Here is a 24,976-nt window from a genome sequence, read left to right as displayed (position 1 = left end):
TATTTTGATTTCTTTTTTTACTGTCGCTCATAATGGGTATGCTGCGATAGCGCTTGATAGAACTAGAGCTATTTATCCAGGATAATGAGAAGTCCATTGTCCTTAACATTAAGAATGAAAATAAAAAGTTACCCTATTTAGCACAATCATGGCTTGAAAATGAAGCGGGTGAAAAAATAATTAGCCCATTTCTTACAACTCCACCATTACAGCGGGTCGAGCCAGGAGATAAAAGTGTTATTAAAATAACTAAAACAGCAAATATCAGCCAGTTACCACAAGATAGAGAATCTGTTTTTTATTTCAATGTTAGGGAAGTGCCACCTAAAAGCGACAAACCAAATGTAATGCAATTAGCATTGCAAACAAAGATAAAACTATTTTATAGACCCGAGTCTATCATTCCAGAAAAAAATACTAGATGGGATAACAAAATTATTCTTAATAAAGAAAATGATGGATATATGGTCGAAAACCCAACTCCATATTATATTAACTTGATAGGTATTACAGGTGCAGAGAATCAACCATTAGAGAAAAATTTTGAAGCTGTAATGATTGAACCTAAATCAAATAAAAAAGTAAAGAGTCGGACCTTTCAAAAACCATTTATTAGAACTATCAATGATTTTGGTGGAAAGCCAATTTTAGGCTTTCATTGCCAAGGAAATCGATGTGTTGCTGATGATATTTAAGTAGGAATAATTATGCTACTGATAAAAAATATATACTTAAAGGCTAATTACATTTTATTATTAGTAGCTATCCTATTTTTAACATTTGAAACCTACTCTGATGTTATTGATCGGAATTGGGATGTAGACGGGCTAAACGGGGAACTATATGTACATGGTGAACTACTTGAGTCACCATGTACTTTAGATGAAGAATCGTTAGAACAAGAATTTTCTCTAGGAGAAAGCAATACATCCCAATTTCGTCACGTTGGAGATATGTCATTACCTACATTGATTAACTTAAGATTTAAAGGATGTGGCATAAATAATGGCATTGCTGTTGATGAATTCCACTCTGGTAACTTAATATACACGCCAGATGAAGCAATCATTAAATTACATTTTAATGGTATTCCTGATAGATCAGACTCTAACTTTTTTAAAATTAATGGTGAAGCAAAAGGGATAGCTATTCGTCTTGAAGATAATAGAGGTAACATCATTATACCGAATAAACATCATCATCCTATGATTATATCCAAAGGAAAATCAGGAGTATCATTCACAGCTCAAATTGTAAAAACAAATAATGAGCTAAAAGTCGGTGAATTTAATTCAATTATAAATATATCTTTGGAATACAAATAAAATGAAAAATGTTTTTTATTTAGTGATTGTATTTTTTATTCCTCAGCTAACTTTTTCGAAAGATACTGATATTCATTTTTATGGAACACTCATATCTGAACCTTGTACATTATCATTGGACTCCGAAGAGCAATTAATTGATTTTGGCCCTATAGTAAAATCAACATTTAATAATAATACAGTCGCAGCTAAAAGAAATGTCAATATTACATTAAATGATTGTGATATATCGATAAGTAAATTTGTTAACTTTACATTTCATGGCGATAAATTTTCTGATAATGAAGAGTTATTTGCAGTTACTGGAGAAGCTAAAGGCATTGCAATTAAACTTATCTCTGAAGATGGTGATAATATTTCACCAGATGTACCAATGAGTGACATTGAACTTTCTTCAGGAACAAATCAATTAAATATTGAAGCTATGTTAGTTGGATATGACCTATCTAAAATTTCAACAGGTAGCTTTTCTTCAGTTGTAACTTTCTCTATGAGTTATGATTAAAATATTGGAGTGATAGTTATATGAAAATTAAATTACATATGATTTTTTTATTGTTATCATTAGGTATGAGTATTGCATTTCAATCTAATGCTGCTCTATCTCTAGATCGCACTCGACTTATTTTTAATGGAAATGAAGAGTCTGTTGAAGTTACAGTTACAAATAATGATAAAAAATCACCTTATCTCATTCACTCTTGGGTTGAAAATGCTAATGGAGAAAAAATAAATGAACCATTAGTAGCTTTACCACCAATACAACGGATTGAGGCTGGAAATAAAACTTTAATCAGATTAAGAGGTTTAGCTAATATACAAAACTTACCTCAAGACAGGGAAAGCCTTTTTTTTCTAAATATCAGAGAAATCCCACCAAAAAGTAATAATAAAAATGCATTACAATTTGCATTACAGACTAGAATTAAAATATTTTATAGACCCGAAAATATTGTTATAAGAAAAAGCACATTAGCAACACCAGGAACCCAAAACATTACCATTTCAAAAGAAAAAAATAAATTTAAAATTTTCAATCCAACTGATTATAACATTAATATGGTTGCTATTAAAAATGGAAATAAAATGCTACATGGGTTTAACCCAGCAGTAATACCACCTAAAGATAACTATGAACTGGATATTCCAAATAATATCGTTCTTCAAACTCCAGTTATTTCAATCGTAAATGATTATGGGACTAGTATTAACATTTCATTTTTATGTAAAAACAATGAATGTAATGTAGAAAAAATAAACCATAAGAGTAATTAAAATGTTAGCAATCAAAAAAATTAATTTAATTATTCTTCCATTATGCTTATTCATTAGTAATACAATAATGGCTAAAGATACTGAAACAATAAAATTTTCTATTGTGGGTAGTGTGGTATCTAAACCACAATGCCAAATTAGTGATAGCAAAACAATTGAAATAAACTTTGGTGATAATATAGGAATTAATAATATTTCATCAGGAAAATATGAAAGAGAAATACCTTACGATATAACATGTGATGGAGAATCGGATGAGCTGCAATTAACACTTAAAATTAGTGGTAATGCCGTGAGTTTTGATCCTGATAACGCAACAGTACGAACTAATGAACAAGAGAATTTAGGAATAAAAATATTTCATGATGGTAAGCCATTTGAATTAGACAAAAGTATTCCGATTAATGCCAATAATATACCTAAGCTTCATGCGGTTCTCATTAAAAATGATGAAGGGGAGCTGATAGAAGGGGAGTTTAATGCTAATGCAACAATTGAAGCTGAATACCAATAAAATTATTAACACAATTTTATATATACTGTTACTAACCATTTTACCATATAGTTCAATGAGTCACGCTGGTTTCGAAGGGGAAATATTTAAGCTTATTAGACACGCTGATGGTTCCGCTACCATTGAAATGGGCGCTGACTTTGAGTTCTACGCATCACTGGCACAACCAGAAGGTTCTGGTTTTAAAGGCTGCTATTCAGGTGATACCGTATCATTAATGGCAGGGAATAAATCTGGTGGTTGGAGTATTATCGATGTTCCTGGAACAGCAGACGGTAACTGTTTCACCCCACTAAGACCAAAGTTTCCAGTAAAAATTGCTGCGGGCAATACAGCTTTACTATTTATAAAAGAAGGAATATGTATAGGGCGTGGGAAGTTAGGGCAAGTCGAATGGCAGTTTATCGACTTTTGTGTTGGTGACGATTCTATTATTGAAATCATTGGCGATGCTGTTTGTAAAATCACACCAATTGAGATTGTTCATGACTACGGACTAGTGAACACGAGTGAAATTAATGGGAAGTCAATAACAACTGATGCGACTATAACCTGCACTCATGAAAAAATTACCACTGGCGATGTCTCTGTCAGCCTGGAGTTTCAAAATTTAGTTGATGACAAATTATACCTTAGAGATGATAAAAGTATTTACTCTACGTTAGATCTTGATGATAAAGGTCCATCCGAAAACATTAAAGTACCGGTTAATCAATCCATCAACGTAAAGGTTAGAAGCACCTTATCTGCAAATGATAATGTCATTGGCGGTGATTTTTCTGGCAGTACACTGTTAGTAATGACTTATAATTAACCCAATATTATAAACTGTTATTAATAATATTATTGTATTTTGAATATATGATATTACGCGATTTAATGAAAAAGCTTGATGTTTAATCCAAAATATCCTTCAATTTTCATTTGTCATATAAGGAATTAATTAACGATGTTTACACTTAAAAAACCCTTAATAATTAAAGATGATCGTTTAGCTCTCACCATGCTAATTGGCCGTGAAATCGCTTATTTGAGAAAAGCAAAAGGCTTATCAGGAGCTGAATTAGGTAAATCTGTCGGCCTTAGTCAACAACAGATTTCTCGCTATGAAAGAGGGATAGCAAGGTTAGACTTAGGTTTAATGATATATTTACTATCAAAATTAGATATATCTTTCAATGACTTTATTACTCGATTAGTTAAAGAAGTCAAAGTAAATTACCCAGCATTATATCGAAAATACCATTTTTTATTTTCATCCGATAGAAATATAGAAAGTACAGACATTTTTTATTTTAAACCCATAAATTAGCATAGATAATTTTTAATTTATAACCATATGAGCCATGAACTTTATTATTTCAACACTTCTATAAAACATAAGTTAATTAATTAAAAAATTCATATGAATGTAATATTATTAATATATTTTTGATTTTCTTTAGTTATGAAAAACCATGCTAATATCGAAAACATGAAACAACAGATAATTTGCATTGGAAATTAAAATAACGATTTAAAAAAAACATTATACTACGCATAAAAAAACGGGAAAATTTTCCCGTTTTTAATTAACCAATGAGTTTAACTTTAATTATTGAAAATCTTTGTCGGTATACAGCTTAGTCGCCTTAACACCTTCAATATTTTTCGCACCACCTAACATCATATTGATAGAAAGTTCTTTATTCAGCTGTTGGATCACTGAGTTCACCCCTTCTGCTCCACCTAAATTCAACCCGTAGAGAATAGGACGACCAACAGCCACAACATCCGCACCGCTCGCTAAAGCTTTAAATACATGGGAGCCACGGCGTACACCACTGTCGAATACAATTGGAACACGCTTATCTACGACTTTAGCAATTGACGGCAGTACATCAAAAGACGCAGGACCACTGTCTAACTGGCGACCACCGTGATTAGAGACCCAAATCGCATCGGCACCGGCTTTGATCACAACATTGGCATCTTCAGGTGATTGAATACCTTTAACTATTACCGGTAATCCTGATAACTTTTTCACGTATTGAATATCGGCTGGTGTAAAGGCTTGTTTCGCTTGTGCATAAATTTCACTGATCCCTGCACCTTTACCTGTTTTCGAACCATCACTATTTTGCTTAGCAAATAGCTCTAAGTTGGCAAAGCCCAGTGGGAACTGGAAGTTATTACGAATATCATCTTCACGATACCCACCAACAGGGGAGTCAACAGTTAAAATAATCGCTTTAGCACCACTTTCTTTAGCTCGCTTTAACGTAAATTCGTTAAAAGCATTATTTTTGCTCATATAAAGCTGGAAAAAGAACGGGTTTTCCCCTGAAACTTCAGCCACTTCTTCAATCGTTTTATTCCCATAAGTACTTAACGAGAAAATAGAACCTGCTTTAGCCATACCTTTTGCTGTCGCTATTTCCCCATCTTTATGCGCTAATCCTTGAGCTGCCATCGGCGCTTGAATAATAGGGGTTTTTAGTTTAATTCCTAAAAAATCAGTTGAAAGGTCAATATCTGAAATTTCAATTCCCTGCATCACTCTTGGCATAATATATTTATTATCAAAGTGTTGCGTATTCTTCTTCAGGTTTAATTCATCTTCAGCACCACCGCGAATATAACCAAAAGCACCTTTATCCATACTTTTGGCAACCTGGCTTTCTAATTCATCCAAGTTCACAATTTTAATTGGGCCTTCTTTATCGCTCGCTTTGTATTCTGCCGCCTGAGCAGTACCGAATGTCAATGCAACAGCCAATAAAGTTGATGTAACAACAGTATTTTTTCTTTTAAAATTCAACATAGTTAGTATATCCCTTACTGTTTAATTGCTTCAGCTTGAATCTTGATGGTCACATCTTTTGTCATACCCTCTTTAACTAGGTAATCTACCCCCCATTGTGTACGGTCAATGGTTGTTTCAAAATCACCACCACACACATCAGCTTTAAAGATTGGGCTGAAATAACAACTAAATTTGGTCGCTTTCAGCTGAACTGGGTGTGATTGGCCTTTCATAGTCAGAACACCATCAATAGATACAGGTTTGTTGTCTGCAAAGTTCCATTTAGTCGATTTAAACTCAATAGTTGGATATTTTGCGACATCTAGCATATCTGCACTTTTAATATGATTATCAAAGGCTGATAACCCAGTATTTAATGTCTCCACTGGAATTTTCACACTGACGCTACCCGTTTGTTTTTCCGGAGAATAGCTCATATTCCCAGTGATATTGTGAAAACCGCCGCTATTGGTAGAAGTATTGAAATGGTCAATATAAAACACCGCTTTGGTATGCGTTGAGTCTAATTTATAGTCTGCTGCCTGTGCTGTACCAAACGCAAACAAAGAAACCAGCAAAGGTAATGCAAGCTTTTTCATCGTATTTCCTTAAAATTCAATTGCAAATAGGCAGCTTTATAGTCATAACGCTACCTGATTTAATTTCGTAAGTTAAATGTGAGGCCTATCGCGAATTAACGTTCAGAATCTAATTGCTCATTATTTTTCAGAACATCTTGCGCTTTGCTGTAGCTTTCAATTAATAATTGATAAGCAGGGAAAATTTGTGTGTAAGCCATTGCCCACTCCGCCGCATCTTCACGGTTCCAAGTCCCTTGTAATTCTGAAGCAACAGCCGCAGTATCCATTGGAACGACACCCGCTTGAACGACACGCGCTAAGGTGATTTCTTGCGCCATTTTGCTGTAAGTACCTGATGCATCAATGACCACAAATACTTGATAACCATCCATCACCGCACTTATCGCAGGGAAAGCCATACAAACACTGGTAATGGTTCCTGCAATAATTAATTGTTTTTTACCTGTTGCTTTTACCGCTGCCACAAACTCAGGGTTATCCCATGCATTAATTTCGCCACGGCGTGCAATATATTGTGCATGTGGCGCATTTTGATGAATTTCTGGGATCAACGGACCATTTGGGCCTTGAGGTACAGAAGCCGTTGTTATTACTGGAATTTTAGCTAGAGAAGCCATTTTAGCCAGAACAGCTGCACGAGCACGCAATTCCGTCATTGGCATGTCACCTACGGTTTGAAATAAGCCACTCTGGTGATCGATTAATAACATCACCGCATCTTCTGGGTTAATAGCAGGACGTTGACCGTTAAAATTAGCTGGGCTACTCATGATGAAACCTCTCAATCGATAAAATATGAAATCTGTTTTTGATTTAAAAATAGAACGATAGCCGCTCCGTTTTCGTGTTATTTAGATTAATTCATCGATTTAAGGCTGAGTAGTCCAGTTTTTGATAAACACTGTTCTATAAATAGAATAATTAGACTTTATTCTATTGTTCTATCACTGCAACAATGAAACCTATTTTTGCTACTACTGCCAAATGATTTGCTCCTTTATTATTCAGCCATCAAAACAATTTTAGGAGCAAAACCATGAAAAAAATTATTGGTATCTATCAATCTCCTCGCAGCCATTGGGTCGGAGACGGCTTTCCTGTCCGTTCAATGTTTAGCTATAACGATCATGGGAAATACCTCAACCCATTCCTTTTACTCGACAGAGCGGGGCCTTTTGATTTCCCAAGCTCAAATTCGGCAAACAGGGGTGTTGGCGAGCATCCACACCGTGGGTTTGAAACCGTTACAATAGTGTATGATGGCGAAGTGGCTCACCATGATTCTACGGGTGAAGGCGGTGTGATAGGCCCAGGTGATGTTCAATGGATGACTGCGGCATCGGGTATTTTACATCAAGAGTATCAGTCTGACGCCTTCATGAAACAAGGTGGCACTCTTGATATGGTACAACTGTGGGTTAATTTGCCAGCAAAAGACAAATCAGCGGCCCCCGGCTACCAGCTGTTAGAAAGCCATAGTATGCCAAAAGTCGCATTACCCAATGATGCAGGAACACTGCGAGTGATCGCGGGTGACTATTTAGGCAATAAAGGTGCAGCAAAAACCTTTAGTCCATTAGATGTATGGGATTTGCAGCTTAACAAAGGTAAAACGGTCGGTATCCCAACCAAAGCGGGACGCTATGTCGGTTTAGTCATGTTACGTGGTTCAATATTTGTTGATGGTCGTTCCGCTTTAAACGAAGGGGAGCTGATGATCCTCGACGATACAGATAGCAATATTCTGTTAGAAGCCACAGAAGATGCCTTAGTACTGTTGCTCAGTGGTGATCCTATTAACGAGCCGGTTGTTGGTTACGGCCCATTTGTGATGAATACTGTGCAAGAAATCAATGAAGCAGTGAATGATTTCAACAGTGGGAAATTTGGCCGCATTCCTGAAACACAGTAAATGAGAAATATTTCCCTGATAGCCTAATGCGCTATCGGGGAAATTTATTTCACTGACGGCGAAATATTATCTGCTAAATGATTTAATAATAATTGGATTGATGGCAACAACCCTTTGCGTGATGGATATACCGCATGAATAATATCTTCAGGAAACTGCCATTTCGGTAATACCTCTATCAAATCCCCTGATTCAATGTCTTTTTCTACCACACCATAAGGCAACCTTGCGATCCCAACACCTTTGCGTGCCGCATGGTATAACGTTAAAATATCTGTTGTCGCTAACTTCGGGGTGAAATGCTGCGTAAAGCTAAGATCGTGACTATTTTTTAGGGTCAACGTGTAATTTTGTGAGTGCTCTGTATTCGCTAACATCGGGTAATCCACCAGCTTTTCGGGCTCTGTGAGTTCACCGTGCTCTGCGAATAACTGCGGGCTAGCCACTAAGATACGCCGTGAATATCCTAGTACTTTCATCATTAAGCCTGAATCATCTAATGGCAATGAACGCACTCGAATAGCTAAATCCAACCCTTCACTAATCACATCCACAGGGCGGTTAACTGCTAAAATTTGAACATCGATATCAGGGTACTTTATCATAAAATCTACAAGTAATTCATTGAGATAGACTTGTAACAGTGCGACTGGACACGATAACTTGATCGTTCCTTTAGGGTGTGACTGAACGGAACAAATCAATTCATGAGCAACTTCAGCTTCATCCACCACATTTTTACACTGCTGATAAAAGACTTGCCCCACTTCCGTGACATGAAACTGGCGAGTAGAACGGTAAATCAATGAAACATTAAGGTTTTTCTCTAAGTCTGCAATACGTCGACTCAATTTAGATTTAGGGATCCCTAGAGCCAAACCCGCTTGTGAAAAACCACCATATTCGACAACTTTCACAAAATAGTAGAGATCATTTAAATCATATTGCATCTCACCCCCCTCAATATTCCTAATCGCAATATCGCCATCTTACTAAAAACCCCAAAAAAGCGCTTTAAAAATAAATACCGCCAATAAGGCCTGCAAACAAAACAAATAGTCTGGCAAGCAAAACAACTAATTCACGATAACAAAGCGAAATAAATTAAAGTGACCGATTCGCTATGGAGGTTTCGCATGTACCGCGCACTTTGGGAATTACTTCGTCCCTATCGCTTCACACTATTATTTGCACTTATTTTACAAGCCATCGCAGGCCTCTGTTCACTCATTCCATTGATAGCAATTAGCCAAGTTGCCAACACTTCCGTTCATCAATATTATGAATGGGTTGTTATTGCATCCATCGGTGGTGTCAGCTGGTTAATTTGCCAAACTTTTGCTCTGTATTTAACGCATCAAACTGATAACCATCTCTGCCATCAACTCAGGCTACAACTTCTGGATAAAGTAGAAAAACTCCCTCTAAGCCACTTTGCCCAACATGGTCGAGATGGCTTTTTACAAATAGCTGATCGTGATGTCCGTTCGCTACATCAATTAACCGCTCATGCCCCCGCAGATATCACAAAATTAATTATCGTCCCAATAACAGCAACTCTCATTTTATTATGGCAAAATGCACTACTCACCATTTTTTGCTTAATGCCATTAATCACCTCGGTTTTTTTATTTAAACGAATGCGTTCTATACGTTATCAGGCGCTATATACCTCACGTAACCGGACAATGAGTGCCCTGTATGAACAATATGCTGAACTTGCAGATAACCCGCTACAGGCAAGGCAATATCCCAATCAATCCATTCAAAAAAAAACATCACAAGCGTTATACCAATTTGAAATCGCCTTTAAGCGATGGATAAGTAAAATAGGCGCCTTGAGCTCACTGACCCAAGTCGGTATCAGCAGCACATTGCTGTCATTATGGGTTATTTTTGGGGTTTCATTACTCTCTGAGCCCGTACCTCTCGCTCAAATCATTTTATTCATTCTATTAATTAGCAGTATTGCCGCCCCCGTTGCTGCAATGGGGCATGGTGCCGACGCCTTGAACCTTGCTGTTAGCGCATCAGAACGTATTCGCCAACTTCTAGCTGAACCGGGTATGCATTACGGAGAAAAGGAAATTACCCCATCCCAAGGTGAGCTCAAACTTGTCCAAGTTGATGTTAAAATAGGTAATAACCCAATATTATCGAATATTAATATCACCGTAGCCCCCAACGAATTTATTGCTATTGTCGGAACGTCTGGAGCGGGAAAAAGCACCTTAATACAACTTATGGCGCGCTTTTTAGACCCAACAGAGGGAAATGTCCTCTTTAACTCGGTTCCATTACCACTGCTATCATTAACTAGTTTGAACCGTACGGTTTCCATCGTCATGCAAAGCACCCCGCCTCTGCCTTGTTCTGTGCGTGAAAATCTACAGCTATTTGCCCCTAACTCCACTGAAGATGATATGTACCGTTACCTTGGTGAGCTCAATTTATTATCACTGGTAAAACAACAACCTAAAGGGCTGGATGCCGTAATAGAGCAAGATATAGTGTTGTCCGGTGGAGAGGCTCAACGCCTCGCGATTGCACGAGCATTGCTATCACCAGCGCCTTTATTGCTGCTTGATGAACCGACATCCGCACTTGACCCTCGAAATGCACAGCGGGTGCTTAATTTATTGCATAGCGAGCCGCGAACTTGTGTATTCGTTACCCATGACTTAAACGGCTTGAATCTAGCAGACCGCATATTATTGTTAGACAACGGAAAATTAATCGCACAAGGCTCTCATCAACAACTTTCAATACATTCAGAACCCTATCAGCAACTTTTACGTGCATTGGAGGAGAACTGTGCTTAAACGCTTATTATACACCGTACGTAATGCTATATTTTGGATGACGCTAAGCGCTGTTTTAGAGGGAATTAGCGGGTTATTTTTATTTGTTGTTATTTTAGATTGGCACCTTGATACCACTATCCCATTAATACTATTCACTCTTTCTAGCTTAATAACACTCACCATAACATTTATAGCCACCCAGAAAGGCTATTTTGCAGGGGGATTGGTGATGCGCTATCTTGCTACGGCACTTATTCTCCATCTGCCGCTTTCATTGCAACCCATTTCAAACAGCAACCAATTAATTTCAGGACCTGTATCACAGGTTATGTCTGTACCCGCACATTTACTCCATCCTATTATTAGCGGGTTAGTCACGCCCTGTACTATCGTGATTGGAATGTTAGTCTATCAAGGTGCATTTGGCGCTATTTTACTGTTTATACTCCTTTTGTTATTAGTCTCTTTACACTTATCTGCTAGAAAAATTGCCTTTTTTGAACGAGCAGCTCATGAATCAGAACAACAAGCAATGAGTGCACTCAACCAATATGCGCTCCACCAGCCATTGATTCGTCGCTCAAATACCCATTATGAGCAGCTGCATCCCAAACTTGCCTTAGCATCCCAGTATCAAACTCAGAGACAGCTACAACGAAGAAGCTTGCCATTTCACTTATTATTTTCATTAATGGTGCAAACCGCCTTTATTACGCTCTTTGGGTTCGGTATTTATTTAGTTGATCATGCAAAGATGCCATTAAATATGTGGCTAGCAGGGTTAGTTTTATTAGCGCGCTTAATTGAACCTATGTGGTTACTTTCTCATTTAGATCAATCAATTAGACAAATGAAAAAATCAATTCAACGAATCGAAATAGCCTTGCAGGCTCCGGTATTAACATTTCCTTATCGTTCATCAACACCCACTATCGATAGCGTTAACTGTGAACAGTTATCATTTTACAGTGACAATAAAAAATGCATTTTACAAAACATAGGTCTTAGCTTTAAGGAACATACACTTACCGCCATTGTAGGGCCATCAGGAGCAGGAAAAAGTACATTATTAAGCTTACTCGCTCGCTTACAAGACCCAACATATGGCAGTGTGAACTACGGTAATAAAAATATTAAAAACCTATCACAAGAGGTGTTGTGTGCTCACCGGGGAGTCTTACTACAAGATAGCCGTTTATTTTGCGGTAGCGTACGCCAAAATTTGGTACTTGATGATGATAATATTGATGACCGGGCAATCAGTGCATTACTGACACAACTTAATTTCACTGCCAATCATACGTTCTTAGAAAAAGAGGTTGGTTCTGGCGGTATGTTACTTTCTGGAGGACAAAGACAACGGCTGTGTATTGCAAGATTGATTCTACAGCATCCTAATATAATTTTAATGGATGAACCAACAGCAAGCCTTGATAACATCAATACAGCCTCCGTGATTGACCTTATTACTCAAGCCAAACAACAGACACGTATCGTCGTCACCCACCAGCCTAACCTTGCCCGCCAAGCGGATGAAATTGTGTATATGGAGAAAGGAAAAATTATCGCTCAGGGAACACATCTCGAATTAATGGCGAATATCCCGTGGTACCAACAGTTTATACAACAAACACCTAAGATATAGGCATTCTCAGTATCGCACGTTATATTGCTAGCAAACGCTTATGGCTAAAGACTCTCTTTGTTATAAGCGCACAATAGCTTTTCGCTAGCGATTAACGTTTACCAAACAACCGGTGCTTAAACTCTTCGATGCGGTAGTTATCTAAACGGTTCTGCATGGTTAAGCTCCAACTTGCGGATAACCCTGCTGCACTTAACAAGCGCTGGTATAGCTCCTCATCATAAGGGGCATGAAATGCTATCATAATGGCTTCTTGTACTGAAATATCACTATTGCGGCTCAATAGCGTTAATGGCGCATTTTCACTAACATTGCCTGTTTTAATGACGCGGTACAACCAACCACAGCGCCCATTGTCTTGCATCATTTGTGCAAAATTTTCAATTCCCGTTAACCCATTGAGCTTATAACAAGGGGAACGAGGTTGAGTGACCTGAATACGCGCATCACCCCATGCAAAAATATCCCCAATAAATACGTTTTCTTCAGTCATACCCAACGTTGATATATTTTCCCCAAATGCAGAGGCAACAAATAAATCGGCTAAATCAGGATATGCATTGACCCAGAAATCATAATGTTCCCTAGGATAATGGCAAAGTGCTCTATCTGGCCCACCATGGAAGCGCTTTTCAGCTTGTTCATCGCCATCAAGCCCCAATTGCCCTAACATCAATAACCCGTCGGCAGCTTGCTTGTGAATAGCGCTGTGCCCACAAGATTGAGTTGCTTGGACTTTACCGATAAAGACTTGGGGAGATACTTTCATGCGAGATCACACCTTAATACTCACGTAGGATGAAATAACGGTTGCTGTGTTCAAGTTACCATAACCCATGGTTAATAACCTCACTAATTTTTAGCAGGGCTCCTATCAATGCCAGCTCTAAAACAATATATATCAATAGCCCCCAAGTGAGTGTAATCCACCAAGAATTAAACCACTTTAAAAATATCCATGGAAATCCAAGAATACGCGATACGGTGATCCCTGGTAACCTCAATTTTGGTATCCCTTTTGTCTTTGGTACTATTTGCCAGATGATCACTAACAAGAACATACCGCTAAACATGATAGTTCCCACCTGATTATCACCACCTTTAATTGTCATATTCACTACGTCAGCAATGACAGACATAATGAATACATATATCCCTATTAGCACCATTATCGAAAATAGGAAATCCACCAATAAAAATATAGCGCCAGAAGTGTCTTTATTTTTATTTAAAAAGAAAAATAATAACGCATCACTAAGATATAAATAGAAAATAAAAATCATCGCAACCGCGATAATAACGCGATTATCGATATCCGGAGACGGCGCCGCAATACAAAATATACTTCCCCAAAACATAAGAAGAAATAAATGAGAAAGAGAAAAACATGCTCTAGGTTGACTGAAAAAAGCAGCCACTGCAGGATTAACTCGATCTGCAAGCTCTGGATAATTTTGCATCAACTGCTGATATTGCTTCATCAATAAATCCAGTAACCCAGGTACTAACCGCATCCACCCAGTCACTTCTGCCTGCTTTCCAATTAAAAACTGCATTGTAAACGCTGAAATCGAGTACTTATGTGATGCTTCAATTTCGCAATCTCGCCATGCACGTTCAACAGCAGTTTTACGTAATTGATTTTGAATACCTTCTTGAATAAACATTGGAACCACACTATCTGAATTATAGTCATTTAACTGCCAATTCAATAATTCAGAGACGCAATCTACGGTCGATTCCATTAAGCCCTGTTGTTGTGATAATGCTTTGGCAAAATCCTTATGAAACTGAGGAAAAATGTGTAAATTGCCTTTTTCCATCACATGAGCCCAAAGAGAAGACAGTGCGGCCTTCCCTTTGCTTTCATTCTCCACAATCAGGCTCGCGACAGTATCAATTTCATTTTGAGTATAAACAGCTTCAGCCACAGCGATAGCTGGTAAAGGTTCATCCACTACAAATGTGTTTGATAGCCAATCAGAAAAATAAATGTCTTGATAACCAGTGTGTTCATTTAATAATACGGCTTCACCATAACTTTCGTCTTCAGAGGCAACTTCAGGTTGAGCACTCTCTTGATAAGAGGATAGGTTTTTTGCATTTTCAAATGCTTCTCTTAGCTGCTGATACTCTTTTGGATGAGTATCGGGCCGATATTTTTTGAGTTGCTTTGCATAAGCCCTACGGATTTCTTTTTCATCATGAGTGAACGGAATTCCCAATATTTGCCACATATCCATTAATGCAAATCCCTTTCATATCGTTTCAAAAATTGAACAACTTGCTGGCGAAATGTTGCGATCAAACGTAAATCTTGGCTATTTAACGCGGCCTCAAACTCAGTTGTTATCTTATCGACCCACAACCTGTCATCACCGAGCAAGAATTCATATAATTGAGAGCAACGGGCTAACAATTCTCTATTTTCAGGCATATCCCTTGGGTGTTGCTTTAGCCCTGCAATTTTTGCCAGACTGGCTGAAATTTGATCCTCACTCATTTGGCCCGGTACCTTTTCAATCAATAACCGATAAACCTTAGGGCTACCTTTGTAGTGGCACTCAACTTCGAGTAAACCATCAACCGTGTAAGTAAACCTAACTTCAATCGTCACTTCCCCGGCTGGCCGTGGAGGAATATCTATTTTTAATTCCCCAAGGAAAACATTATCTTTGACTAGGCGAGCTTCACCTTGATATACCTTGAGTAAAATATGCTCTTGGTTATCTACAATTGTACTTAACTCCTGCATTTTGCTGATAGGCAAGAAATTATTGCGTTCGATAATAGGAAGATAGTAACCAAATTCGAAACGCTCACCATGCTGTTTCGTGATATCAACCCCCAATGAAAATGGCATGACATCGGTTAAAACGATATCATCCAAAGCGCAATCTGCCATTACCATACCGGCTTGAACACCAGCCCCTAAAGCAACTGCCTCATCAGGATTTAAATCATGCCGTGGAAATCGCCCGAAAAGACGAGCGACGGTTTGTCTAACGAGAGGCATACGTGTCGCCCCTCCCACTAGCAATATATCGTCAAGGTCATTAAGCGAAAAACGGGAGTCATGCAACGCCTGTAAAATAGGTTGTTGAAGGCGAGCTAATAAAGGCTGACAACAAGTAGCTAGCTCCTGTTCTGTCATTTTCCATTCAAAATCTGACTCATTCCAATGCATAGAAACATGGCATTCTGGTGCTTGGCTCAAGGCTAATTTGAGATGTTCCGCCAATTTCAATAATTCAGGTCGTATCAGAAATTGATCTTTGTGTAATTTGGGGTACTTTTTCAACATCCACTGATAAATCACTTCACGAAAATCATCACCGCCTAAGCGTACATCACCACTACTGGCACAAACTTCGATAACGCCTTCAAACATATCGATGATCGATACGTCAAACGTACCCCCTCCTAGGTCAAATGTGAGATATTTATGTTCTTTATTTTCGAGTAACCCAAAAGCAAGTGAAGCGGCTGTTGGTTCATTTAATAACCTTACAACATTCAACCCAGCAAGCTGCCCCGCTGTTTTAACTGCGCGGCGTTGAACGTCATTAAAATAAGCAGGAACTGTAATTACGGCGTCTTTGACGACATAACCTAGCCACGCTTCAACATCATCTTTAAGTTGACGTAACAACAAAGCGGAGACTTCTTCAGCACGAAATACAAGCTTACCTAGTGTTATAGTGGCATCGGTTCCCATATAACGTTTGAAACTCGCTTTAGTTATATTAGGATGACTTTGTAAACGTTCATGAGCAGCTTGCCCTACGATAATCTGGCCTGCATCATCTAAACCAACCACAGAAGGCGTTAGAACGTTTCCTTGTAGATTAGGAATTAGGACTGATTTGCCATCTAACCACAAACTTACCGCACTGTTACTTGTCCCAAGGTCAATCCCCATGACTAAGTGTGTTGCTAAACGATCCATTTTAATTTATTCCTTATTTATCAATAAACTAAATCCATATCATTATTGAAAGAAATTAATAACCAACATTTTAAATGATAATGAGTTTTATTTAATAATAAAAAGTAAAGTTTTGGAATCGATATCAAATTGTAGGCATAAAAAAAGCGCAGCATTAACGCTGCGCTTATGGCAAATAAATTATCTTATAAAATTATTTAGCTTTTGCTGCAAAACGTGCCGCTGCTTCATCCCAGTTCACAACTGACCAGAATGCTTTAATATAATCAGGGCGGCGGTTTTGGAATTTCAGGTAATAAGCGTGTTCCCATACGTCTAAACCGATAATTGGGTAACCAGATACGCCGGAAATAGCCTCACCCATTAATGGGCTGTCTTGGTTAGCAGTTGAAACGACAGCTAATTTACCGTCATCTTTCAGAACCAGCCATGCCCAGCCAGAACCGAAACGTGTTGCAGCTGCTTTTTCAAACAGTTCTTTAAATGCATCAACGCTACCGAAATCACGCTCAATCGCAGCTTTCAGTTCGCCTTTTAATTCAGTACCTAATTTCAAACCTTTCCAGAACAGACTATGGTTTGAGTGGCCACCAGCGTTGTTACGAACAAACGTACGTTGATCAGCTGGGATTTGGTCCAATTTTTGAATCAAAACATCGATATCTAAACCCGCTAATTCAGGCAGTTTTTCTAACGCTGTATTGGTGTTAGTCACATAGGTTTGATGGTGCTTAGTATGGTGGATTTCCATTGTTTGCTTGTCAAAGTGTGGTTCCAACGCATCATAAGCATAAGGTAAAGCAGGTAATGTATAACTCATATTATTGTCTCCAGTGACGTAAATACCGCTATGTTTCTCATTTTTACCACAAGGCTCATAGGGTAAACACTTGCGTAACTTCGCACCTTGTGAATAACTATCTATTATAGTTATTTTACTGTTAATGAAAATCATTATCAAACCCATAGTAAATATATGGATATTTATATTCGCTATGAGAACTCCTTTATTCAGTAACTAATACCAATAACCCCATCGTTTATTTTTCTTTAAATCTACCTTTTATTATATTTTTAGCTTTATATTTCAATTTGATATTTAGCATCAAATGATAATCCTGCAAATCTCATTACAATTAATACGTGATCTTCCGCGCAAAAGAAAAACAAATTTAAAAATCGTGCTTTAGTTAACCATTTTTTGACATAGTATTAACATCTGCAAGGAGATAATAATATGACTCAAATAACTAAACATCCCGTTCCTGCTGAAATTGCAAAAAATGCCCTGATAAACGAACAACAGTATAACGATGAGTACCAACGCTCGATTCAAGACCCTGAAGGATTTTGGGGCGAAAAAGGAAAAATCGTTGATTGGATTAAACCTTATACACGTGTCAAGAACACCTCTTTTGACCCCGGCCATATTGATATCCGCTGGTTTGAAGATGGTACATTAAATTTAAGTGCAAACTGTTTGGACCGCCATCTGGCTGAAAAAGGCGACCAAACTGCGATTATTTGGGAAGGCGATGACCCCTCATCGTCAAAAAATGTCACTTACCGCGAACTACACCATGATGTTTGTCAGTTTGCTAATGTTTTGAAACAACAAGGTATTCGTAAAGGCGATGTTGTCGCCATTTACATGCCGATGGTTGTCGAAGCTGCTGTCGCGATGCTGGCTTGTGCTCGTATTGGTGCGATACATACAGTCATTTTTGCTGGTTTCTCCCCTGAGGCGGTCTCTGGTCGCGTTATTGACTGTAAAGCAAAGCTAATCATCACCGCAGATGAAGGCTTACGAGCAGGTCGTGCAATTCCATTAAAGAAAAATGTGGATGACGCACTCGCTAACCCGCAAGTCACTACGGTTTCTAATGTGATTGTTTACCAACGTACAGGCAATGCGCCGAGCTGGGTAGAAGGGCGTGATCTCTGGTGGCATGACGTCATCAAAGGGGTCAATGCAGATTGCCCTCCAGAAGAAATTAACGCAGAAGACCCACTGTTCATCCTATATACCTCTGGTTCTACAGGTAAGCCAAAAGGCGTTCTGCATAGCACTGGCGGTTATTTAGTCTATGCTACACTGACATTCAAATACACCTTCGACTACCATCCAGGTGAAGTCTATTGGTGTACTGCAGATGTGGGCTGGGTTACAGGCCATAGCTATTTGTTATATGGACCATTATCCAATGGTGCTAAAACATTAATGTTCGAAGGGGTACCTAATTACCCAGCAGTTAACCGAATGAGCCAAGTGGTTGATAAACACCAAGTCAATATCCTTTATACCGCCCCAACTGCTATCCGTGCATTAATGGCCGAAGGCGATAAAGCCATTGAAGGTACAGATCGCAGCTCATTACGAATTCTCGGTTCAGTGGGAGAACCCATTAATCCTGAAGCTTGGGAATGGTTCTACAAAAAAATTGGTAATAGCCGCTGCCCAGTGGTTGATACATGGTGGCAAACCGAAACAGGTGGTTTCATGATCACACCACTTCCGGGAGCAACCATGTTAAAGCCAGGGTCTGCAACATTGCCATTCTTTGGTGTTCGCCCTGCATTAGTCGATAACCTTGGTGAGCCTATCGAAGGCGCCACAGAAGGTAACTTAGTGATTGTTGATTCATGGCCGGGCCAAGCCCGAACCTTATTTGGCGATCACGAACGCTTCGAGCAAACCTATTTCTCAACCTTTAAAGGCATGTACTTTAGTGGTGATGGTGCTCGTCGTGATGAAGATGGTTATTACTGGATCACAGGCCGTGTTGACGATGTACTGAATATTTCGGGCCATCGTTTAGGTACCGCAGAAATAGAATCAGCGCTCGTTGCACATCCGAAAGTGGCCGAAGCTGCAGTGGTCGGTATTCCTCATAATATTAAAGGCCAAGCAATCTATGCTTATGTCACATTAATATCTGGGGTTGAGCCATCACCAGAGCTATACACCGAAGTTCGCAACTGGGTTCGTAAGGAAATCGGCCCTATTGCCACCCCGGATGTACTTCACTGGACGGATTCACTACCTAAAACTCGTTCCGGTAAAATCATGCGTCGCATCCTACGAAAAATTGCATCAGGAGACACCAGTAATTTCGGAGATACCTCCACGCTGGCCGATCCTGGTGTTGTCGAAAAACTACTCGAAGAAAAACAGTCTATGAGTATGTCATAACGCCAAAAGGCCAACTCATAGAGGCGGCCTTACATACATCCCAACAAGATGGTTTACTCTAAATAATTCGAGGGGTAGCTAGGCGACAAGCGAACGAAGCACGAGGGGCATACACAAGTATGTAACTCGTGTGAGTGAGTGTAGTCAACAAAGCTGCAACTTGAAGTATGACGAGTATAACAGAGGAGAACTCTGATGAATGCTACTGCTTACGAAAAGGTAGAGGATAACCCTCGCTTTAAAGAACTGGTTAGAAAACGTAGTCGCTTTTCATGGTTGTTATCAATAATAACGCTCGTGCTGTATGTTGGTTTTATTTTTCTTATCGCTTTTGACCCAAGCTGGCTTGGAACACCAATATCCGAAGGTTCATACATTACAAGAGGAATTCCTGTTGGTGTAGGGCTGATCGTCATTTCATTTGTACTAACGGGGCTTTACGTTATCCGGGCTAACGGTGAATACGACCGTTTAACAGCAGAAATTTTAAAAGAGGTAGAAAAATGAAAATATTGCTCTCACTCATTCTCTTTTTTACCTCCTCAATGGCGTTTCCCGATGCATTGACAGGGGATGTTGAACGCCAGCCTGTGAATATTCAGGCGATTGTGATGTTCTTACTGTTTGTCGGCTTTACCTTATATATAACTTACTGGGCGTCAAAAAGAACGCGTTCTCGCTCTGATTACTATACTGCAGGCGGGAAAATTACAGGTTTCCAAAACGGGATGGCTATCGCGGGCGACTTTATGTCAGCGGCTTCCTTTTTAGGGATCTCCGCCCTGGTTTATACTTCTGGCTACGATGGCCTGATTTACTCGATTGGCTTCTTAATTGGCTGGCCGATCATTCTATTCTTAATTGCCGAGCGCTTACGTAATTTAGGTCGCTATACTTTCGCTGACGTCGCTTCTTATCGATTAAAACAAAGACCAATTCGCATTCTATCTGCGGTTGGTTCTCTGGTTGTTGTTGCACTGTATCTTATTGCTCAAATGGTGGGTGCGGGTAAATTAATTGAATTATTATTTGGTCTCAATTACCACGTCGCGGTTGTTATTGTGGGTATATTGATGGTGCTGTATGTCCTATTTGGTGGAATGTTAGCCACAACTTGGGTTCAAATTATTAAAGCCATCTTGTTATTAGCTGGTGCAACATTCATGGCTGTTATGGTTATGAAGCATGTTGGCTTTAACTTTAATACCTTATTTAAAGAAGCCGTAGAAGTTCATAAAAATGGTATTGCTATCATGAGTCCTGGAGGGCTGGTCTCCGACCCTATATCCGCCTTATCCCTTGGTTTAGCATTAATGTTTGGTACAGCAGGCCTCCCTCACATTATTATGCGATTTTTCACCGTTAGTGACGCGAAAGAAGCACGTAAAAGTGTGTTCTATGCCACTGGATTTATCGGTTACTTTTACATATTAACCTTTATTATTGGTTTTGGTGCCATCGTTCTTGTCAGTTCCAATCCTGCATTTAAAGATGCTGCTGGTGCATTAATTGGTGGCACCAATATGGCCGCTGTACACCTTGCTGATGCAGTTGGTGGTAATTTCTTCTTAGGCTTTATTTCTGCAGTTGCATTCGCCACCATCCTTGCAGTTGTTGCTGGTTTAACCTTAGCAGGCGCCTCCGCGGTTTCTCATGACCTATATGCGATGGCAATGAAAAATGGTAAAGCTGATGAAAAAGATGAATTACGCGTATCTAAAATTACCGTTGTTATCTTAGGTTTTGTTGCTATCGGGTTAGGCATTCTGTTTGAAAAACAAAACATTGCTTTCATGGTTGGCTTGGCATTCTCAATTGCAGCAAGCTGTAATTTCCCAATCATTTTACTCTCAATGTACTGGCGCAAACTGACTACTCGTGGAGCATTAGCTGGTGGCTGGTTTGGTTTAATTACTGCAGTTGTCTTGATGATTTTAGGGCCAACCATCTGGGTCAGCATTCTTCATCATGAGAAACCAATTTACCCTTATGAATACCCAGCAATTTTTTCTATGGCTGTTGCGTTTATTGCTGCCTGGTTATTCTCTGTAACAGATCATTCAGAACAAGGAAAAATGGAAAGAGAGCGCTTTAAAGAACAATTTATTCGTTCACAGATTGGGCTTGGTATTGAACAAGGAAAATCGCATTAACGTCGACCTCTCATAATTATATAGAATAAAAAACGGCTATTTATGCCGTTTTTTTTATTCTATATAACGTAAATATTAAATAACAATGAATAACAATTACATATCGAATATTTAAGAGAGGTGGAAAAACCTATTGGTATCAAATGCGGGCCAAATATCACATCATATACATTGCTGAAATTAATAAAGAAATTAAACCCTAGTCAAGAAAAAGGAAAAACAGTTCTCATCATTAGAATGGGAGCAGGTGTTATTAAACAAAAACTCCCGGCTCTCATAAAATCAATTCAGCCCAGTGGCAAGCCCGTCATTTGGATGATTGTCCCTATGCATGGTAATACTAAAAATGCCAAAGAAGGATATAAAACACGCTATTTTACGGGTATTACTAATGAAATGATTCAGTTCATTCATATATTAAAGGAGGCAGGAGTACATCTAGGAGGTGCCCATTTAGAAATGACAGGACTAGATGTTACTGAGTGCACAGGGAGGTATCCTTGAAATCAGCGAAGAAGATATTAGTTATAAATATCAGTCATTATATGACCCTAGACTCAACAAAATGCAATCTCTCGAAATTGCATATCTTCTAGGTAAAAATTGGAATTAGTTATTTTTATTAATCTAGCCCTCAATGTAGGGCCAGCCTTTGCAATAGATAAAAAATCCCCCAACTAAAAGTAGCCGAGGGATATGCAAACATTTATTAGATTGTTAGTGTGTGCTAATTTGCATAGTGCAGTCTTTCTCTATTAGCCCAATCTTCAACAAGTGAATAAGTACTTGATGGGTTTGCCTTTCTCTCTTCTTGAAGGCTCTTAAACTCTGCTTTATTTTTTGGCGTATAACGCATCAATAATTGGTCTAATACAATATGCTTTTCAGCAAATTCAGAATCCATTTTTAGACGCTTATACAATGTGTATGTGATGATGGCACTAACCGCCAACATGGAGATCACCGCGACAAAGCTGTAATCTATTCCAAAATAAATTCTTGCTGCATTTAATAGTAAAAATGGTACAAAAAACATCACAAGTATAGAAAGAATAATTGCACCATCTTGCCCATTGTTAAATTCAAATTCATTCTGCTTATTTACAGAAAGAATTTGATCAAAAATCTTATGATTAGCGCTTTTTGCCTTTTTCATGTGATCCACCTTTGGCACATAAACAATATTTACATGAAATACAGTTAGTTAATGATTACAGCTTATGCTATTAACGACACCTTGGACTGTGTTCTTTCCATTGAAAATTCTATTTATAAACAAATTTTATATCTAATGTAATATCTTAAGTTGATTTACTCATTATAAGCACAATAAAATAAAACATCAATTTAACAATTTTTATATATAAAAATAACCATTCGAATAAATTTTAGACGTAAATTTAAAATGGTGATGAACTGCTGTTATATCAGAAAAAATGGCTTATAACATTTTATCTATTGATATTATTAATATTTAAATGATAAACACATACTTTTTGTACATACTAATTAACACCATAAAAACCATAAAATAGAAAAAATCCAAATAAGTAAAGTAGAGTAAATCGATGAACTAACCTTACTAATTCATTATTTATTTTAATAGATTAGAATTTATCTATCGGTAGGGTATATAAATGAATTCATTTCATACCTATTTAAGAAATGATGGTTCAAGCTTACCTTCACTGCTCCACTTTATTTTTTAAGTGGACTGTCACTTATTTCCCAGGCAATTCCATTCATCGAGGTGATAGGTAAACCACCAACCCGCTATATCCATTGGATTTTACTAAAACTCTGCTACCCACCAAACAACTTGTGAGCTGTTACTTACTACTCTGAGTCTCTCATTAGCATTCAACCTCTAATTTCATTAAAATTTCGCTACATACCAAACAAACCGTGAGCTGTTACTCACTACTTTGTATCGTGAGCTTCCATTGACGGTGGTTATATTCATGATTAATGGCCCTGCGAATAGGGATGAAATTGAAGCAAGTTAAGAGAGTCGAAAAGAAATCTCATCGGTTCATGAAGTAAGAAAGGGAATTGAGCCTAAAAGAATTAGGAGATTGAGAAGTTGGCCACCCACCAAATAACTTGTGAGCTGTTACTTACTACTTTGTATCCCTCAATCACATGCCTCCCCTGAATGCTAATGGTGCAACGCCTTGATTTAATTCTCCCCTCTTAACTCCCCATCCCCTTTTGTAGCCCAAATAGAAGTGAGCTGTTACTCACTACTTTGCATCGTGAGCTACCATTAGCGATAGTTATATTCATGACTAATGGCTCTGCGAAGAGGAATAAAATCAAATAAATTAAGCGAGTCGTTAAAAGAAGAAAGAAGAAAGAAGAAAGAAGAAAGAAGTTAGGAAGTTAGGAAGTTAGGAAGTTAGGAAGTTAGGAAGTTAGGAAGTTAGGAAGTTAGGAAGTTAGGAAGTTAGGAAGTTAGGAAGTTAGGACATTAAGGGGCTTCAACGCTAACATCAACAATAAATTAGTTTCCCCCAAACGCAAAAAAGCCACCTATTGGGTGGCTTTCTCACTAATTGAATGTCTGGCAGTTCCCTACTCTCACATGGGGAGACCCCACACTACCATCGGCGCTACGGCGTTTCACTGCTGAGTTCGGCATGGGGTCAGGTGGGACCACCGCGCTATTGCCGCCAGACAAATTCTGTGTGTTCCCGTTTAATCTCACTTTCGTGCACTAAACCAGAACATTAATCTCGAACAAGCTGCTGTGTCCTTCACCTCTCGGCTTCTCACGCTTATTGAATCAACATAATCTCTCTAAAACACCTTCGGTGTTG

General features: G+C 38.5%; 24 protein-coding genes and 1 rRNA gene. 15 read left to right on the top strand and 10 right to left on the bottom strand.

Annotation, left to right across the window (positions count from 1 at the left end):
* Positions 1 to 53: 53 nt before the first annotated feature.
* From FVA69_RS00380 to FVA69_RS00350, 7 genes are all read left to right on the top strand, one after another.
* Entirely contained in the window at positions 54 to 695 is a 642-nt protein-coding gene (locus tag FVA69_RS00380; RefSeq protein ID WP_238789275.1) for a fimbria/pilus periplasmic chaperone, read from the top strand.
* Between the two features lie 12 nt (positions 696 to 707).
* Positions 708 to 1,325, top strand: coding sequence for a fimbrial protein (locus FVA69_RS00375; protein WP_164528240.1), 618 nt, complete (start codon positions 708 to 710; stop codon positions 1,323 to 1,325).
* Between the two features lies 1 nt (position 1,326).
* The gene (locus tag FVA69_RS00370; RefSeq protein WP_164528239.1) at positions 1,327 to 1,830 is read left to right on the top strand and encodes a fimbrial protein; all 504 of its coding nucleotides are present in this window, start codon (positions 1,327 to 1,329) and stop codon (positions 1,828 to 1,830) included.
* A gap of 20 nt (positions 1,831 to 1,850) precedes the next feature.
* Positions 1,851 to 2,600 carry a fimbria/pilus periplasmic chaperone gene (locus tag FVA69_RS00365; RefSeq protein ID WP_109913236.1) on the top strand — a complete coding sequence of 250 codons (750 nt, stop codon included), beginning with the start codon at positions 1,851 to 1,853 and terminating at the stop codon, positions 2,598 to 2,600.
* A gap of 1 nt (position 2,601) precedes the next feature.
* On the top strand, positions 2,602 to 3,114 hold the full coding sequence (locus tag FVA69_RS00360) for a fimbrial protein (protein ID WP_164528238.1): 513 nt from the start codon (positions 2,602 to 2,604) through the stop codon (positions 3,112 to 3,114).
* Positions 3,080 to 3,928, top strand: coding sequence for an MrpH family fimbial adhesin (locus FVA69_RS00355; RefSeq protein ID WP_109913238.1), 849 nt, complete (start codon positions 3,080 to 3,082; stop codon positions 3,926 to 3,928). The genes FVA69_RS00360 and FVA69_RS00355 overlap by 35 nt, the downstream gene beginning before the upstream one ends.
* 135 nt (positions 3,929 to 4,063) lie before the next feature.
* Entirely contained in the window at positions 4,064 to 4,426 is a 363-nt protein-coding gene (locus FVA69_RS00350) for a helix-turn-helix domain-containing protein (RefSeq protein WP_109913239.1), read from the top strand.
* A gap of 282 nt (positions 4,427 to 4,708) precedes the next feature.
* Here the strand turns inward: FVA69_RS00350 and FVA69_RS00345 are convergent, their stop codons facing one another.
* The 3 genes from FVA69_RS00345 to FVA69_RS00335 form a co-directional block, all read right to left on the bottom strand.
* On the bottom strand, positions 4,709 to 5,917 hold the full coding sequence (locus FVA69_RS00345) for a lactate oxidase (RefSeq protein WP_164528237.1): 1,209 nt from the start codon (positions 5,915 to 5,917) through the stop codon (positions 4,709 to 4,711).
* 14 nt (positions 5,918 to 5,931) lie between these two features.
* On the bottom strand, positions 5,932 to 6,498 hold the full coding sequence (locus FVA69_RS00340; protein WP_109913240.1) for a YceI family protein: 567 nt from the start codon (positions 6,496 to 6,498) through the stop codon (positions 5,932 to 5,934).
* 95 nt (positions 6,499 to 6,593) lie between these two features.
* Positions 6,594 to 7,271 carry a hydrolase gene (locus FVA69_RS00335; protein ID WP_004906617.1) on the bottom strand — a complete coding sequence of 226 codons (678 nt, stop codon included), beginning with the start codon at positions 7,269 to 7,271 and terminating at the stop codon, positions 6,594 to 6,596.
* 266 nt (positions 7,272 to 7,537) lie between these two features.
* Here FVA69_RS00335 and FVA69_RS00330 point away from each other — a divergent pair, with 266 nt between their 5' ends.
* Positions 7,538 to 8,413 carry a pirin family protein gene (locus FVA69_RS00330; RefSeq protein WP_109913242.1) on the top strand — a complete coding sequence of 292 codons (876 nt, stop codon included), beginning with the start codon at positions 7,538 to 7,540 and terminating at the stop codon, positions 8,411 to 8,413.
* 44 nt (positions 8,414 to 8,457) lie between these two features.
* Here the strand turns inward: FVA69_RS00330 and FVA69_RS00325 are convergent, their stop codons facing one another.
* Positions 8,458 to 9,363: a LysR substrate-binding domain-containing protein gene (locus tag FVA69_RS00325; RefSeq protein ID WP_004906621.1), complete on the bottom strand. Its 906-nt coding sequence runs from the start codon at positions 9,361 to 9,363 to the stop codon at positions 8,458 to 8,460.
* A gap of 186 nt (positions 9,364 to 9,549) precedes the next feature.
* On the opposite strand from FVA69_RS00325, the gene FVA69_RS00320 reads away from it, so the two are divergent.
* Both FVA69_RS00320 and FVA69_RS00315 read left to right on the top strand, forming a co-directional pair.
* Positions 9,550 to 11,235, top strand: a complete 1,686-nt coding sequence (locus FVA69_RS00320; protein WP_164528236.1) for an ABC transporter ATP-binding protein — start codon at positions 9,550 to 9,552, stop codon at positions 11,233 to 11,235.
* Positions 11,228 to 12,862: an ATP-binding cassette domain-containing protein gene (locus FVA69_RS00315; RefSeq protein ID WP_164528235.1), complete on the top strand. Its 1,635-nt coding sequence runs from the start codon at positions 11,228 to 11,230 to the stop codon at positions 12,860 to 12,862. Before FVA69_RS00320 ends, FVA69_RS00315 begins: the two co-directional genes overlap by 8 nt.
* 91 nt (positions 12,863 to 12,953) lie before the next feature.
* Here FVA69_RS00315 and yiiM read toward each other — a convergent pair whose 3' ends face one another.
* The 4 genes from yiiM to sodA form a co-directional block, all read right to left on the bottom strand.
* Positions 12,954 to 13,631 carry a 6-hydroxyaminopurine reductase gene (gene yiiM / locus FVA69_RS00310; protein WP_109913245.1) on the bottom strand — a complete coding sequence of 226 codons (678 nt, stop codon included), beginning with the start codon at positions 13,629 to 13,631 and terminating at the stop codon, positions 12,954 to 12,956.
* Positions 13,632 to 13,686: 55 nt separating this feature from the next.
* Positions 13,687 to 15,105 (bottom strand): J domain-containing protein, encoded by a 1,419-nt coding sequence (locus tag FVA69_RS00305; RefSeq protein ID WP_109913246.1) that lies wholly within the window; start codon positions 15,103 to 15,105, stop codon positions 13,687 to 13,689.
* Positions 15,105 to 16,811 (bottom strand): Hsp70 family protein, encoded by a 1,707-nt coding sequence (locus FVA69_RS00300; protein ID WP_164528234.1) that lies wholly within the window; start codon positions 16,809 to 16,811, stop codon positions 15,105 to 15,107. The genes FVA69_RS00305 and FVA69_RS00300 overlap by 1 nt, the downstream gene beginning before the upstream one ends.
* Before the next feature lie 193 nt (positions 16,812 to 17,004).
* Positions 17,005 to 17,631: a superoxide dismutase [Mn] gene (gene sodA, locus FVA69_RS00295; protein WP_004906628.1), complete on the bottom strand. Its 627-nt coding sequence runs from the start codon at positions 17,629 to 17,631 to the stop codon at positions 17,005 to 17,007.
* A gap of 417 nt (positions 17,632 to 18,048) precedes the next feature.
* Between sodA and acs the strand changes: the two genes are divergently transcribed.
* From acs to FVA69_RS21795, 5 genes are all read left to right on the top strand, one after another.
* Positions 18,049 to 20,004 carry an acetate--CoA ligase gene (gene acs / locus FVA69_RS00290; RefSeq protein WP_004906630.1) on the top strand — a complete coding sequence of 652 codons (1,956 nt, stop codon included), beginning with the start codon at positions 18,049 to 18,051 and terminating at the stop codon, positions 20,002 to 20,004.
* Positions 20,005 to 20,199: 195 nt separating this feature from the next.
* Positions 20,200 to 20,511: a DUF485 domain-containing protein gene (locus FVA69_RS00285; protein WP_004906633.1), complete on the top strand. Its 312-nt coding sequence runs from the start codon at positions 20,200 to 20,202 to the stop codon at positions 20,509 to 20,511.
* Complete coding sequence (gene actP, locus FVA69_RS00280; RefSeq protein WP_164528233.1) at positions 20,508 to 22,157, top strand: cation/acetate symporter ActP; 1,650 nt, start codon at positions 20,508 to 20,510, stop codon at positions 22,155 to 22,157. Before FVA69_RS00285 ends, actP begins: the two co-directional genes overlap by 4 nt.
* 120 nt (positions 22,158 to 22,277) lie before the next feature.
* The gene (locus tag FVA69_RS00275; protein WP_162598879.1) at positions 22,278 to 22,661 is read left to right on the top strand and encodes a 3-deoxy-7-phosphoheptulonate synthase; all 384 of its coding nucleotides are present in this window, start codon (positions 22,278 to 22,280) and stop codon (positions 22,659 to 22,661) included.
* The gene (locus FVA69_RS21795) at positions 22,630 to 22,770 is read left to right on the top strand and encodes a 3-deoxy-7-phosphoheptulonate synthase (RefSeq protein ID WP_109913247.1); all 141 of its coding nucleotides are present in this window, start codon (positions 22,630 to 22,632) and stop codon (positions 22,768 to 22,770) included. The genes FVA69_RS00275 and FVA69_RS21795 overlap by 32 nt, the downstream gene beginning before the upstream one ends.
* A gap of 114 nt (positions 22,771 to 22,884) precedes the next feature.
* On the opposite strand, the gene FVA69_RS00270 is transcribed toward FVA69_RS21795, so the two are convergent.
* Together FVA69_RS00270 and rrf are read right to left on the bottom strand one after the other, a co-directional pair.
* Positions 22,885 to 23,313, bottom strand: coding sequence for a hypothetical protein (locus FVA69_RS00270; RefSeq protein WP_004906643.1), 429 nt, complete (start codon positions 23,311 to 23,313; stop codon positions 22,885 to 22,887).
* Positions 23,314 to 24,718: 1,405 nt separating this feature from the next.
* Positions 24,719 to 24,834 (bottom strand): 5S ribosomal RNA (rrf, locus tag FVA69_RS00265).
* Between the last annotated feature and the right edge of the window lie 142 nt (positions 24,835 to 24,976).

This window comes from Providencia sp. PROV004 (assembly GCF_011045615.1).
GTDB lineage: Bacteria > Pseudomonadota > Gammaproteobacteria > Enterobacterales > Enterobacteriaceae > Providencia > Providencia rettgeri.
Note: the sequence above shows the minus strand (reverse complement) of the source record. Positions and strands in the feature narration are given on the sequence as shown.

What these genes read in the sequence shown, in the direction of transcription:
- FVA69_RS00375 (WP_164528240.1), top strand. Translation starts at nt 708, where the DNA reads ATGCTACTGATAAAAAATATATACTTAAAGGCTAATTACATTTTATTA.
- FVA69_RS00370 (WP_164528239.1), top strand. Translation starts at nt 1,327, where the DNA reads ATGAAAAATGTTTTTTATTTAGTGATTGTATTTTTTATTCCTCAGCTA.
- FVA69_RS00365 (WP_109913236.1), top strand. Translation starts at nt 1,851, where the DNA reads ATGAAAATTAAATTACATATGATTTTTTTATTGTTATCATTAGGTATG.
- FVA69_RS00360 (WP_164528238.1), top strand. Translation starts at nt 2,602, where the DNA reads ATGTTAGCAATCAAAAAAATTAATTTAATTATTCTTCCATTATGCTTA.
- FVA69_RS00355 (WP_109913238.1), top strand. Translation starts at nt 3,080, where the DNA reads ATGCTAATGCAACAATTGAAGCTGAATACCAATAAAATTATTAACACA.
- FVA69_RS00350 (WP_109913239.1), top strand. Translation starts at nt 4,064, where the DNA reads ATGTTTACACTTAAAAAACCCTTAATAATTAAAGATGATCGTTTAGCT.
- FVA69_RS00345 (WP_164528237.1), bottom strand. Translation starts at nt 5,917, where the DNA reads ATGTTGAATTTTAAAAGAAAAAATACTGTTGTTACATCAACTTTATTG.
- FVA69_RS00340 (WP_109913240.1), bottom strand. Translation starts at nt 6,498, where the DNA reads ATGAAAAAGCTTGCATTACCTTTGCTGGTTTCTTTGTTTGCGTTTGGT.
- FVA69_RS00335 (WP_004906617.1), bottom strand. Translation starts at nt 7,271, where the DNA reads ATGAGTAGCCCAGCTAATTTTAACGGTCAACGTCCTGCTATTAACCCA.
- FVA69_RS00330 (WP_109913242.1), top strand. Translation starts at nt 7,538, where the DNA reads ATGAAAAAAATTATTGGTATCTATCAATCTCCTCGCAGCCATTGGGTC.
- FVA69_RS00325 (WP_004906621.1), bottom strand. Translation starts at nt 9,363, where the DNA reads ATGCAATATGATTTAAATGATCTCTACTATTTTGTGAAAGTTGTCGAA.
- FVA69_RS00320 (WP_164528236.1), top strand. Translation starts at nt 9,550, where the DNA reads ATGTACCGCGCACTTTGGGAATTACTTCGTCCCTATCGCTTCACACTA.
- yiiM (WP_109913245.1), bottom strand. Translation starts at nt 13,631, where the DNA reads ATGAAAGTATCTCCCCAAGTCTTTATCGGTAAAGTCCAAGCAACTCAA.
- FVA69_RS00305 (WP_109913246.1), bottom strand. Translation starts at nt 15,105, where the DNA reads ATGGATATGTGGCAAATATTGGGAATTCCGTTCACTCATGATGAAAAA.
- FVA69_RS00300 (WP_164528234.1), bottom strand. Translation starts at nt 16,811, where the DNA reads ATGGATCGTTTAGCAACACACTTAGTCATGGGGATTGACCTTGGGACA.
- sodA (WP_004906628.1), bottom strand. Translation starts at nt 17,631, where the DNA reads ATGAGTTATACATTACCTGCTTTACCTTATGCTTATGATGCGTTGGAA.
- acs (WP_004906630.1), top strand. Translation starts at nt 18,049, where the DNA reads ATGACTCAAATAACTAAACATCCCGTTCCTGCTGAAATTGCAAAAAAT.
- FVA69_RS00285 (WP_004906633.1), top strand. Translation starts at nt 20,200, where the DNA reads ATGAATGCTACTGCTTACGAAAAGGTAGAGGATAACCCTCGCTTTAAA.
- actP (WP_164528233.1), top strand. Translation starts at nt 20,508, where the DNA reads ATGAAAATATTGCTCTCACTCATTCTCTTTTTTACCTCCTCAATGGCG.
- FVA69_RS21795 (WP_109913247.1), top strand. Translation starts at nt 22,630, where the DNA reads ATGTTACTGAGTGCACAGGGAGGTATCCTTGAAATCAGCGAAGAAGAT.
- FVA69_RS00270 (WP_004906643.1), bottom strand. Translation starts at nt 23,313, where the DNA reads ATGAAAAAGGCAAAAAGCGCTAATCATAAGATTTTTGATCAAATTCTT.